General features: G+C 62.3%; 9 protein-coding genes. 4 read left to right on the top strand and 5 right to left on the bottom strand.

All coding sequences use genetic code 11. The features are described from left to right. Nucleotides 1–112: 112 nt before the first annotated feature. Together VMA09_10875 and VMA09_10870 are read right to left on the bottom strand one after the other, a co-directional pair. Nucleotides 113–1,234, bottom strand: coding sequence for an LLM class flavin-dependent oxidoreductase (locus VMA09_10875; protein ID HUA34099.1), 1,122 nt, complete (start codon nucleotides 1,232–1,234; stop codon nucleotides 113–115). Nucleotides 1,235–1,355: 121 nt separating this feature from the next. Then, nucleotides 1,356–2,924, bottom strand: coding sequence for a sulfatase-like hydrolase/transferase (locus tag VMA09_10870; protein ID HUA34098.1), 1,569 nt, complete (start codon nucleotides 2,922–2,924; stop codon nucleotides 1,356–1,358). A 554-nt stretch (nucleotides 2,925–3,478) separates the two neighbouring features. On the opposite strand from VMA09_10870, the gene VMA09_10865 reads away from it, so the two are divergent. Then, the gene (locus VMA09_10865) at nucleotides 3,479–3,754 is read left to right on the top strand and encodes a PEGA domain-containing protein (GenBank protein HUA34097.1); all 276 of its coding nucleotides are present in this window, start codon (nucleotides 3,479–3,481) and stop codon (nucleotides 3,752–3,754) included. Nucleotides 3,755–3,945: 191 nt separating this feature from the next. Here VMA09_10865 and VMA09_10860 read toward each other — a convergent pair whose 3' ends face one another. Beyond that, a complete protein-coding gene (locus VMA09_10860) occupies nucleotides 3,946–5,214 on the bottom strand; it encodes an MFS transporter (GenBank protein ID HUA34096.1) in 1,269 nt (422 codons plus the stop codon). A 199-nt stretch (nucleotides 5,215–5,413) separates the two neighbouring features. On the opposite strand from VMA09_10860, the gene VMA09_10855 reads away from it, so the two are divergent. Then, complete coding sequence (locus tag VMA09_10855) at nucleotides 5,414–7,309, top strand: glycoside hydrolase family 36 protein (protein HUA34095.1); 1,896 nt, start codon at nucleotides 5,414–5,416, stop codon at nucleotides 7,307–7,309. A 100-nt stretch (nucleotides 7,310–7,409) separates the two neighbouring features. Here VMA09_10855 and galK read toward each other — a convergent pair whose 3' ends face one another. Together galK and VMA09_10845 are read right to left on the bottom strand one after the other, a co-directional pair. Further along, complete coding sequence (gene galK / locus VMA09_10850) at nucleotides 7,410–8,795, bottom strand: galactokinase (protein HUA34094.1); 1,386 nt, start codon at nucleotides 8,793–8,795, stop codon at nucleotides 7,410–7,412. Further along, on the bottom strand, nucleotides 8,792–9,547 hold the full coding sequence (locus VMA09_10845; protein ID HUA34093.1) for a nucleotidyltransferase family protein: 756 nt from the start codon (nucleotides 9,545–9,547) through the stop codon (nucleotides 8,792–8,794). The genes galK and VMA09_10845 overlap by 4 nt, the downstream gene beginning before the upstream one ends. A 143-nt stretch (nucleotides 9,548–9,690) precedes the next feature. On the opposite strand from VMA09_10845, the gene ribB reads away from it, so the two are divergent. Next, a complete protein-coding gene (gene ribB, locus VMA09_10840; protein HUA34092.1) occupies nucleotides 9,691–10,866 on the top strand; it encodes a 3,4-dihydroxy-2-butanone-4-phosphate synthase in 1,176 nt (391 codons plus the stop codon). Nucleotides 10,867–10,926: 60 nt separating this feature from the next. After that, on the top strand, nucleotides 10,927–12,717 hold the full coding sequence (locus VMA09_10835) for a cytochrome c biogenesis protein CcdA (protein ID HUA34091.1): 1,791 nt from the start codon (nucleotides 10,927–10,929) through the stop codon (nucleotides 12,715–12,717). Nucleotides 12,718–13,172: the final 455 nt, after the last annotated feature.

Here is a 13,172-nt window from a genome sequence, read left to right as displayed (position 1 = left end):
GGTTAAATCAGACCCGCGAGTAACAATTCAATCCGATGAAAGAGTGAGTTCGGGAACGGGGCGGAGATGAAAAGGCGGCGAGCTACGAGCCTCGCCGCCTCGTGATCTTCGACTAGCGCGCGGCCGCGCTTGCGAGCTCTTCGATCGCGACGCGCTTGTGCGGATTGAAATGCGGCAGCACGTACTTCGCCATCAGTCGCAGCGAGTTCATGATCTTCTGATGCGGGATGCGCCCTGCCTGCTTGAAGCAGATCACCTGGGTCACGCCGGCTTTCTCGAAGCCTTCGAGCTTGCGGATCACTTCGTCGGGATTGCCAACCACGACCATCGGATGCTGCTTCAGTTGCGCGTCAGGGATGTCCTTGGGATCGACATCGACCGCCATCAGGTTGCGCAGGTACTCGTATGAATAGAGCTGGTTCTTGGTCATGAGCGGCTGGAACAGCTTCGCGACGTTATGCATGAACCATCGCGCGCCTTCCATCCCGACCGCTTCGTCGTCCTTATTCTCCGCGATATGCAGAATCAGCATCGAGCCGAAAGCCTGGTTGGGAAGCTTCGGAACCTGATCGGTGCGATTTTCGAAAGACTTGTTGTAACTCTGGATCGCTGACTGCACGAACTCGAAATTCAGACTGAAGCTGAGCACGCCGAGACCGCGATCGCCTGCCATCTGGTAACTGTCGGGCGCAACACACGCCATCCACATCGGAGGATGCGGCTTCTGGATCGGCTTTGGCACGACGCGGCGGGGCGGGATCTGGATGAGCTTGCCGTTGTATTCGAGGATGTCGTCGGTCCATGCTTTGACGATGACATCGAGCGCTTCGCGGACCTCGGCGCGAGTGCGATCGTAATCCACGCTGAAGCCATCGAGCTCCTGGGCGGTCGTCGAGCGGCCCGTGCCGAGATCGACGCGGCCGTTGCTCATGATGTCGAGCACGGCAGCCTGCTCCGCCACCTTGATTGGATTATTGAACTTGAATGGCAGCAGCCGCACGCCGTGTGCGATACGGATGTTGCGCGTGCGCTGCGTCACCGCGCCGTAGAACACCTCGGGCGCGGGGCTGTGCGAGTATTCCTCGAGGAAGTGATGCTCGACTTCCCAGACGTAGTCGATACCAATCCGGTCCGCGAGTTCGATCTGCGCCAGCGCCTCCCAATATACGTTGTATTCGCTGAGCGCATGCCACGGCCGCGGAGTTTCCATCTCGTACAGCAGTCCGAATTTCATGGGGCTCTCCTTTCCCTCGCTTATCGCCGCGCTTGGCGCGTGCAGTCCAAGGTCGAAAGATTCAATTATCGAACGATTGACAGATCGCATTATCGAGGCAGGCTGTCCACCCTGAGCGCGACTAAGTGGGAGGCTCGATCTGGCTCGGCAGTGTGCGCGTCGCAGCCATCATCTCGAGCAGAGCACTTTCGAGGCGGAGACGCTCGAATTGATATTGAATCGGAGTCGGGCGGTGAGCGAGGTTGGCGGTCTCGAGCGGGTCTCTTATGAGGTCGTACATCTCGTACTCGGTCGGATAAGCTCCGGCCGGGTCGAAGTACATCGCGAACTTCCAGTTCGCTTCGCGAATACATCGAATATGCGCCGCACCTTGTACCGGCAGCGGTAAAAACAACCCGTCGTCGTATGTAAACAGGATGCGCTCCTGGATCGAGCCCCGTGGATTGTCGAACAGCGGCGCGAGGCTCTGGCCCTGCAGATGCAGCTCGGGCTCCGGCTTGATTCCCGCGACCGCCATCAGAGTGGGCAACACGTCGATCAGCCCGCCCAGCGCATCGGTTTCAAGCGGTCGCGGAAACAGGAGCGGATTCGAAAAGATCATTGGAATATGGATCATCTCTTCGTATGCGGCGTAATCCTTCTGCCGCAGTCCGCCGTGCGCAAGGCCCAGTTCGCCGTGATCCGCGACTCTCACGATCAAGGTTTTCTCGGTCAGCCCCTTGGCGTCGAGCAGATCGAGGATCTGCATCAGTTCAGCGTCGGCCAGGATATTGAGATAGGCATAGAAGCGCGAGTACAGAACCGGCTCGGCCCCCATCGCGAAGGGCCACACGTTGTTTAGCGATTCGACGAATGAGGCCTGCACCGCGGGCTTGGTCGAAAGATCCTCGCCGTAGGTCGGCGGCAGCTCGATTGGCAGCGAGCTGAATGCCGAAACATCGTAGCCGGAAGCAACGACGTCTTTGGGATAGACGAAAACATCGTGCGGATTCACGAGCGACACGATCAGGCAAAACGGAGCATCGGAATCATACGTCGAGAGAAACTGCAGGACGTTGGTCGCCGTCCCGGCACTCGTGCCCGAAACATAACGAGCGTCGTTGCCGCCAAGTCCGCCGCCGAGGCTTGCCGCCTGCGTCAACGAGGTGCCCGCGTCGGGCGAGTTCCATCCCGAAAACCCGTACGTCGCCTGCATCGCCTGGTCGCTCGCGATTATGTCGCTAACATCCTGTGAACTGTCAGCCGCGAAAGGGAGGACGAAAGAGGCCGTCAGATGCCACTTGCCCTTGTACACGACGTTGTATCCCGCCGCCGCGAAGATCGTGGCGAGATTCGGCAGCGCAGGATTCAGAGTGGCCGGCGTAAGCGTCGCGCGATTCACGGGCGCATACGTACTCGTAAGAAACGTGCTGCGGCTCGGCGAGCACTGGCATGCGTTGGCAAATGCCGAGTTGAAATTGATCCCATGCGCGCGCAAGCGGCCGAGCGAGGGCAGATTGGCGTCGGCCCATCCCGCCGGCCAATCGCGAACCGCGCGCTGCTCATCGGTCATGAGAATCAGGATGTTCGGCCGCTCGAGCATCGGCGCGGTTCGCGAGATCAGCTCTCTGATGTCGCCAAACCCCGCACTGGGCAGCATCGCGCCCAACCCGCCAAGCCCCGCAAGCCGAAGAAACTCCCGCCGATTCATGACGCCACCTCGACGAGAAATCTTTACTCGAAGTAGATGTCAGGCACCACGTTGTTTTTTTAAGGCTCGAACAATCCAGCACCAAAACCTTGTGCCTGGCTGCATTCTCCAATGAATCGTCGACTGATCTGCCGCCAGACACTTTAGTTAATCGCATGACCGTCAGCAGCCTGCCGCCGCCATCGCGACAAACGCGCGCCAGGCAACTCTTTCGGAAACTATTCAAGCTTCGACTCGCTACCTTGCTGCTGGCCGCGGTCTATGCCGGATGTGGCACCGTTCAACCTCGTTTCCCCGCCGCGCCACTCAATCCACTCGGGAAAGTGCCGCCCAAGTCCACTGTCGGGATCGCGCGGGTCGAGGATTCACGGACGAATGAGCTGTGCGGTGCCGGACAGCACTTCCGGTGGATTGATTGCCGCCGCCGCGGACAAAGCGATCAAGGCATCGTTCAATGACCCGAACTTCCTGCAAGCGCTGAAATGAGTGCCCTTGGGCCAAGCGTTATCTCCGCATTGTGCGCGATATCCGTGTTGATGCCGGGATGCGGAACGATGGTGCGAGGCACCAGGCAAACGGTCACGATTTCCAGCGAACCTTCGGGCGCGAACGTGACGGTGGACGGCAACGACGCTGGAACGACACCCACATCAATCAAGCTGGCGCGGCGCGAAGCTCACGTAATCTCAATCAAAAAGGGCTGGTTACCTGCCTTACCAGACGAGGACAACGACTACATCATCCAACGGGGTTTGGACTTTCGCGGAACTTGCACCGATGGTGATTTTCCCGCCGTGGATTTTCTTTGCATTTTTCGATCGAGGGTCTGAATCGATCGTGCCTTCCGAGGTCTCCGCCAAGCTGATTGCAGGGAACATCGGCGCTTCACCGTCAGCACCTGCATCGCCATCCTCAACTCAAACGTCTTCGATCGCTGCAACCCCGACTGCGACTCCCACGACGATACCGTCCGGTTCTCCAACTCCGACTGAGTCTGCGACCCCTCGCGCGATGCCTTAGCTCAAACCGCTGCCGAAGCGGAGCCTTCGCCTGTATCAGGTTCGTCGTAATTTGAAGCATCGTTCCGCGCCTCGTGCTCCGCTTGGGCTCTTGCGATTAGCGAGAGGCGCGTCAGCAGCAGGAGCGCGCACAGGAGCGCGAAGCCGGCGCATGCGACCACCGCGACACGGGGGCTCAAATGCTCGCCGATCAAGCCGACGCCCAGGCTGCCGAGCGGGGCTGTGCCAATGAACGAGAGCGTGTAGATGCTCATCACGCGGCCGCGCAGCTCGTCCGACACGAAGAGCTGGAGCATGGTGTTGGTCGTCACCATGTGATTCATCAGTCCCGCGCCGATGAACATCTGCGCGAGCAGCGACAGCCACATCCAGTACGAGATGCCGAACGCCGCGATCGACGCGGCCATGCAGAAGAGCCCGAACACCAGATTTTGCCGCAGCATGCGCGGCTCGTTCGATCGCGAGTTCATCACGATCGCGCTCAGCACTGCGCCGAGTCCCTGCGCCGCCATCAAAAACCCGTAGCCGCGGGCGCCGCTGTGCAGCAGGTCGCGCGCGAAAAGCGGAATCAGCACCGTGTACTGAACGGCGAAGCCGCAGTTGATCGCGACCAGCACCAGCAGCCAGAACGTCGGCCGATGACGCCATACGTAGGCGAGGCCGAGCCGCACCTGCCGCATCATCTCGGCACCGAATTGGCGGCGCTCACGGCGCGGGATGTCCATCTGGAACAGGCTCCAGATAACAGCCAGGAACGAGAGTCCGTTCAGAAAGAAACATCCTGTCACGCCGATTACCGCGATCAGCAGTCCGGCGACGGCAGGGCCGACCATGCGCGCGCCGTTGAAGATCATCGAGTTCATCGCGATCGCGTTGGGCAGGTCCTCGCGCCCGACCATCTCGACCACGAAAGCCTGCCGCCCCGGCATATCGAAGGAACTTACAAGGCCATTGAGCGCGGCCAGGATGATGACGTACTCGACGCGCACGACGCCCATGAAGGTGAGCGCAGCGAGCGCGAATGCACTCAGCATCAAAAGTGTCTGCGCCGCGATTATAAGCCGGCGGCGATCGACATGATCAACGACCACGCCGGCGAACAGCGCCACCAGCACGATCGGCAGGTAGCTCGCGAACGAGACCACGCCGAGCATCAGCGATGAATTGGTAAGCTTGAGGACCAGCCAGGCCTGCGCGACCGACTGCATCCAGGTGCCGATCAGCGAGACTAGCTGGCCGCCAAAGAACAGCCGGAAATTGCGATGCCGCATGGCGCGGAACGCCGCCAGTCGGCCCGTCCACGCGTCAGCTTCGAGTAAATCCGCAGCCTCGTCATCCGCCTCCGCGGCCTCAATCTCCGGTACCGTGTCGATGGCTCACTCTCCAATCCGGGGGACAGTGCAAGTCTGTCAGAGCCGGCCGGACCGGTCGAGTCTTGATGCGCATGCGGGGCTTTGTCACGGTCATCAGATGCGGCTGAGGCGGCTCGAGTTGCGATATGCGTCGGGAGATGGCGCGCGCAAAACCATAAGCGCGTCTCTGGATGCGTTCGATTCGGAGTTTGCGTCGATCCTCGAAGGGGTCGAGCTCGCCGCTCGATTCACCAATCACAACGGCCGGCCGGTGATTCGCTCGGCGATTCGCAATTGTCGCGACGAGCCCATCACGCTCGACGCGCTGCTCTTTGAAGTTGAAACTGGGCTACCGGCAGATCGCCCTGCCCGCTTCTTCAAGCACGGCTATCAATCATGGAGCGCGTCCGGCGCCGTCGACGTCGGCATGCGCGAGCATCACCGCGATCACGCATCGTCGATCACGAGGCTCGCGCATCAGAGCGAGGCGACGCGTCCCGCCGTTGCACCCGAAGCGGCCACTTCGGAGTTGTTCACGATCATCACAAGCGTAGCGGCAGACGACAGCGTGCTGGTTGGGTTCATCGAGGGGGCGAGCGAGCTGACGACTGTCACCGTGACACGCCCCGATCTCGCGATCGCGCGCGCATTGCTCGATGGAATCACGCTCGCGCCCGGCGACGAGCGCGAAATTGCACCGCTCACGATTGAATCGTATCGCTCACAGGGCGACCTCGCGGCCAACTGGGCTGAGCTGTTCGGTGACTTCATGAAAGCGCGCACAAGCGCTTCCTATCAGCGCGGATGGTGCTCCTGGTACCACTACTTTCACGACATCAGCGAAGAGGCGATGCTCGCGAATATCCGCACGCTCGCCGCGATGCGCGATCGGATTCCGATCGAGGTCATTCAGCTCGACGATGGATTTCAATCGGCGCTCGGCGACTGGGACACGACCAACGCGAAATTTCCGAGCGGCCTGAAACGGATCGCGGATGAGATCCGCGGCGCGGGATTCGCCGCCGGCGTATGGACCGCGCCGTTTCTGTGCGCGCGCGATTCGCGGATCATGCAGGAGCATCCGGAGTGGCTGCTAATGCACGCAAATCGCGAACCGCTTCGCGCCGGATATAACAAAAAGTGGACAACCGACCCGGAGGGGTTCGCGTACGCGCTCGATCCAAGCAATCCGGAGTTCCGCGAGCATCTGACGCGCCTCTTCACGCGCCTTACTCGCGCGTTCGGCTTCACCTATCTAAAACTCGACTTTCTTTTCGCGGGCGCCGCCGAGGGCAAGCGCCTGGACACGAACATGACGCGCGCCACAATGCTGCGGCTCGGCCTCGACGCGATCCGCGCGGGCGCGGGCGAGGAAGCGTTCATCCTGGGATGCGGATGCCCGCTCGGTCCCGCTGTCGGCGTCGTTGACGGGATGCGCATCGGGCCGGACGTCGCACCCTATTGGGGCTCGTCAGCAGAAGATCCTTCGACGGTGCACGCGCTCGACGCAATCATCGCACGCAGCTTCATGCATCGCCGGCTTTGGCTCAACGACCCCGACTGCCTGATGCTGCGCACACGCGACACGCAGTTGAACGCTGAAGAACGCGGCGCGCTCGCCGCGACGATCGCATCCAGCGGCGGCATGCTGTTGATCTCAGACGACATGGCGCTCATCGACGATGAAGCGGCGGCACTTTATCGCGACGCCGCGCGCATCGGCACGGCGGTCGATGCGCGTGCCGCGCGCGAGACGGTCTATCCGCTTGACTTGATGTCATCAGCGGAGGTGCGGGGAATGGTCCAGGCCGAATTCCGCGGCACGCTTGAATCCGACGATACGATCGTGACGCTGCTGAACCGCGGCGACGATCCCGCACAGGTGAAGCTCAGCGAATTGGATCTGGGAACCGGCCGCGCATCGTTAGTGAGCCTCTCCGGCACCGAAACGCCTTTGGCAGAGGTCTTTTCCATGCCCCCACACTCAGCGCGCCTCGTCAGACTCCGCCGTTAAGCTTCTCTCTATCTCTGAGAAAAATTCAGTGGGGCGCGGAATCGCGACGGCCTCTCCCGATGGGCGGCTGCAGCCTTGCTGCAGCCGCGAGAGAGGCTATTCACGCTGCGGCGATCTCGATGACACTCGCGCCCGGGCCGACGTGCAGCACAGCGCGCGATTGCTCAGCGGAGGCGCCGCGCTTTTCGTAGTAGCCACGATCGAGCTCGGCGATCACGCGTGGAGCGTCGTCAGTACGGCAGAGTGCGACGATCGAGCCGCCGAAGCCGGCTCCCGTCAGGCGCGCGCCGAGCGCGCCGCCGCGCCGCGCGCATTCTACGAGCGCGTCGAGCGCGGGCGTGCTGCACTCATAGTCGTCAGCAAGGCTCGCGTGCGAGGCATTCATCAGCGCGCCCATCTCGTCGAGGCGGCCAGTTTGGAGCGCCACGACCGCGCGCATCACTCGCGACGTTTCGCCGAGCACGTGACGCGCCCGGGCGAGAATTTTCAGAGGCCGCATCGGATCAAGAGCGATGCGGGCGGGACCTTCGCCGAGCAGTTGGTTCGAAAGCGTGTCGCGCGAGGAACCGAGGATTCGCGCTGCATCGGTGAGATCGGCGCCGAGCTCCGCACGTGCGGTGTCACTCAAAACGCGGACCAGCTCGCTGAAGTCGAATGACTTGACGCTCTTCACGACGTCGCCAAGAACGCAAACGCCTTCAAGCCCGAGCGCCTGGCCGAGGATTCGCGCCGCGAGAGCGCACTCTACTACGCGGCGATTGTACTCCGCTCGCACCGTGCCAGACTTGTCTGCAGCCTCGAGGCTGTCTGCAACGACGAGCGCCGCGTCGGACGGCATTTTCACCGGATGCACTGCAAGCGGATCGAACTCGATGAACAGTGCGTGGTCACGCTCGCCGAGCAACGACGCCGCCTGATCCATACCGCCCGCGCGCGTACCGACGTACCATTCGCTGCGCGCCACCATCGCGGCCGTTTCGAGCGGCTCGAGCCGGAGGCCGTTCATCGCCATGAACGCGAGAGCGGTGGCAACCGTCAGCGCCGCCGACGACGAAAGCCCGGCGGCGGCGGGTACGCGGCCATCAACAAACAGTGTACCTCCGCGAAACTGCGTGACACCGCGCGCCGTGAAGTGATCGATGACGCCCTGCACAGCGGCTTTGACGTAGTTGCCCCAATCTCCCGCGGGATACGACGGAATCTGCCGCTCTACGCGAAAGCTGCGCGCGGGCCATGCCGCATCGACATTTCGCAGGATGATCTCGCCGCTCGTATTTGCGGCGGCCGCGATGATCGTCGAGCGGTCGATCGCAACCGGCAACACGGGGAGGCCGCTATAATCCGTATGCTCGCCGATCAGGTTCACCCGCCCGGGAGCGCGCGCCGCGAAGATAGTCGCATCCGCCCCGGCGATCGCTCGCACTTCGCGCGCGAGATGGCCGGCGCGTTCGAGCTCGGGGGCGTCCCAGGAATCGCGTGCGCTCACGATGTTTTCCGTCTCGGCTTAAACAGCGCGCGTGCGGCTTCGAGATCCTTCGGCGTGCCGACATCGCTCCAGAAACCGCGCATATCGACAGCACGCACCGTGAGCCCGTCGTCGATCATTTTCGAAATCGCAGCTGGCAGTTCGTATTCGCCACGCGGCGAAAGCTCAAGGCGCTTCAGGTAGTCGAACAAGCTCTGGCCCGCGGCGAAGAGTCCCGCGTTGTTCCACTCGGTCTTGGCTGTGCCCTCGGCGGGTTTTTCGTCGAGGCGCTCCACGCGCATTTCGGCGTCGATATAAACCGCCGCGCCGCGAAACGGATCTTTCACGCGATTCACCGCGAGCAGGAAATCGTACTCGTCGTGGCGCGCATGCTCGACGAAGCGCGGATAGTTGGCGCGATCCATCAGGATATCGCCCCAGCCGAAAACGAAGCGCTCCGCGCCGCTGAGGAACGCCTCGGCCGCGAGCATAGCGCCGCCGGTGCCATTCAGCGCGGCCTGTCGAATCGGTGTGATCGTCAGATGCGGCATCCGCGCGGCGTACTCGGCGCACCATTCTTCGATCTGCTCTGCAAGGTAGCCGACGACAATCGCGAACTCGGAAATTCCGGAATGCACGAGCACATCCACGACGTGCTCGATGAGCGGAGCGCCAGCGATCGCGAGCATTGGCTTGGGCGTCTTCGCCGTGATTTCGCCAAGCCGTTTGCCGCGACCCGCCGCCAGCAGCACTGCCTTGCGAATTTCACTCACGCTCCGCAGGATAGCATCGCCAATGTCCTATGGAACGGCTCCGATTGCGCACAAAAAGTGATTCACTGGCCGATAGCGGACGCGCTAGAATTGCCCTACATTGAGTTGCGCCGCGGCTCCTTCTTTGCGGCAAGGTCGAAACGATGTTCGGTGAAATAAATCCTCGCAAGAAAGCGCGCGCACCCTTCATCTCCGTCGAGGAGGCGCTCGAAGAAACGCGCCGCGGCCACATGATCATCCTGATGGATGACGAGCAGCGCGAGAACGAAGGCGATCTTTCGATGGCGGCGGAGAAGGTCACGCCCGAAGCGATCAACTTCATGGCGAAGTTCGCCCGCGGGCTCATCTGCCTGCCGATGAGCGGCGACCGCATCGACCGCCTCGGCCTCAGCATGATGGTCGGCGACAACCAGGCCCCGCTCGGCACCGCGTTCACGACGGCGATCACCGCGCGGCGATGCCGCGGCTCGGGCATCTCGGCGCAGGACCGCGCGATGACGATTCTCCAGGCGGTGCGCGAGGACGCGAGCGGCTCGGAGTTCATTACGCCCGGCTACGTGTATCCCTTGCGCGCGCGCGACGGCGGCGTGCTGGTTCGCACGGGGCAGACCGAAGGTGCGGTCGATCTCGCGCGCCTTGCCGGACTCAAGCCCGCGGGCGTTATCTGCGAGATTCTGAAGGACGACGGCACGATGGCGCGGCGCGACGACCTGGTCGAGTTCGCGCGCAAGCACAATCTCAAGGTCGTGACCGTCGCGGACATTATTGAATATCGCCTGCGCACCGAGACGATGGTGCAGAAGATCGCCGAAGCGAAGCTGCCGACCGCATACGGCGAGTTCAAGGCGATCGTTTTCCGCAACCTGGTCGATTACACCGAGCATCTCGTGCTCGTGATGGGCAAGCCGGAACCGGGGACACCGATCCTGGTGCGCGCGCATCGCGAGTACTTGCCCGGCGACGTATTCGGCTATGCGGGCCGCAACACGCGCAGTCTGCTGCGCGCGGCGATGGAGCAGATCGCGGCGGCGGGTAGCGGCGTGCTGCTCTATGTGAAACGCGAGTCCAACGCGATCGCCTCCGAGCTCGCGCCGGAGCGGACCGTGCGCCGCGCGACGACCCGTTTCAGCCAACCCGAAGCGGATTTTCGCGACTACGGAATCGGCGCGCAGATCCTGCGCGAAGTCGGGGTGCGCAAGATGACCCTGATGTCCGACGTGGCGCCCCGGCTAGCGAACCTGCCCGGCTATGGACTCGAAATCGTGGGATCAGTTCCGCTCAGCGGCGGCGCATCGCCAACCCCGGCCTCGGGCCGTTGACCGCGGCGCAAATCGCGATGCCTTGAAACCAGCGACGCGTCGAAATTGTTGTCATTGGATATGAAGATCCGCTATCGCCGGCTTATTGAAGTCTCGCTCAACGCAATTGCCGCGATTCTGATCGCGACTCTCGCGAGCACCACTGCTCTCGCGCAGTCACCAAAGCCGAATGAGCTCGTAAAAATCGTCGACGCGAAGATCGAGCCGGGGCTCAAGGCGGGCGGCGCGAGTTCGCTCAAGGTCGATGCCCAGGTGATCGACGGATGGCACATCAATTCGTCGAAGCCCTTCAGCGACGACTACATTCCAACCAAGATGGACGTCAACGCGCCGGTGAGTATAACGGTCGGTGCGGTCAACTATCCTCCCGCGCAGACCCTGACGCTCGAGTTCGCACCCGATGACAAGCTGTCGGTGTACAGCGGCAAGATCGCGTTTGACGCGCCGCTTAAGATCGACGGCGACTTCGCGCCAAAGCCGGGCGACAAGGTCGTCGTCACGATCGACTACCAGGGATGCAACAACACGCAGTGCCTCAGGCCGGCGTCGGTCACGAAGACGATCGATATCAGTCCCGCGCCGGCGGCTGGCGGCATGACCTCCGCGGCGGGCGGCTCGGGCGCGATGTTTGGCGGCGGCCGCAGCGACTCCGAACCCGGCAGTATCGAACGAATCTTCATAAGTCACGGCTGGATCGTCGGCTTCCTCGCCGTGCTGCTGGGCGGGCTCGCGCTCAACCTCACGCCGTGTGTTTATCCGCTAATCGGCGTCACGATCGCGTACTTCGGCAACCAGGGCGGCGGCCCGCGCCGTGTGCTGATTCTCGCGATCACCTACGTGCTGGGAATCGCGCTGATGTTCTCGACGGTCGGCGTCGCGGTCGCGATGTCGGGCGGGCTCTTCGGCGCGGCGCTCCAGAATCCGTGGGTACTGTCGGGAATTGCCGCGATGCTGGTGATGCTCGCGGGATCGAGCTTCGGCTTTTTCACGATTCAGCCGCCACAGTGGCTGATGCAGCGCGCGGGCACTGCCCGGCCGGGATACGCGGGCGCGCTTCTGATGGGCCTCGGGATGGGCGTGATCGCTGCGCCTTGCATTGGGCCGATCGTGCTCGGACTGCTGCTGATGGTCGAGCGGAGCGCCGACCCGCTGTTCGGCTTCGCGCTGTTCTTCACGCTCGCGGTCGGGCTCGGGTTGCCGTACATCGCGCTGGCGATGGCAGCCGGGAGTATCCGGCGACTGCCGCGCTCGGGAGAGTGGCTGGCGTGGATTGAGCAGCTCTTCGGCTTCATCTTGCTTGGGCTCGCGCTGTATTTCCTCGATCCGATTTCGCCGAATCACCTGATGACGCGGATTCTTCCGTTCTATGCCGCCGGCGTCGGAATCTATCTCGGATTCATCACACGCCACGGGCGCAACTGGCAGCCGTTCCTCGTGCTGCGTTCCACGCTGGGAATCGCATCAGCGGCGGCGCTGGTATGGTTACTGATTCCGCGCGCCGCGCCACCCGCGCTCAAGTTCGAGCCCTACGATGCGCAAGTCCTGGCGACGGCGGCTGTGCAGAAGAAGCCGGTGCTGATCGATTTCAGCGCCGATTGGTGCATTCCGTGCCGGGAGATGGAGCACTCGACGTTCGTCGATCCCGGCGTCGTGAGCGAGGCGTCGCGCTTCATCAAACTCCGTGCGAATCTCACGGCGCAGGACAAGATCAACGACGACCTGACCCATCAGTACGATATCCAGGGTGTGCCGACCACGCTCCTGATCGACTCCAGCGGCAAGGTCAGCAATCGCAAAGTCGGTTACATCGGCCCCAAGGAATTCCTCGCAGACCTCCGCCACGTCGATTAGCGCACCGCGTCATCTGGAAGCGAATTACGCAGTTCGAATCTTAATATCGGTTATTGCCGATGCTCGGCGTGCGAACTTCCGATCGAAGGTGACAAACTGAGCAGCGCCGCGCGACGACGCCAGGTGCAACGCGTCGGCAAAAGCGATACCGCGTCGCGCCCATTGGATCGCATCCGTCACCGCTTCGGCGTCCTCACAAGTTACGTTCGGCAGCGACACCATTCGCTCGAAAGCGTGAAGGATTTGCATTGCACTAAAGTTGTACGAACGACCAAGCACCCACCGGCTTCAAGGATCACGGTCTTCGGCACGAAGATGCGCTCTCGTTCGAAAAGTTCGCGGGCGCGAACTGTCAGGATCGGATCGTCTTCGGTCAACAACCGGATGACAAGATTAGCATCGACCGCGAGCACGACGCGCCTTCACCTCAGCGGAGATGGCCGCGTCCATCTCCT

The sequence above is a fragment of the Candidatus Binataceae bacterium genome (assembly GCA_035508495.1).
In the GTDB taxonomy this organism is placed as follows: Bacteria; Desulfobacterota; Binatia; order Binatales; family Binataceae; genus JASHPB01.
This window is presented reverse-complemented; position numbering and strand designations above follow the sequence as displayed.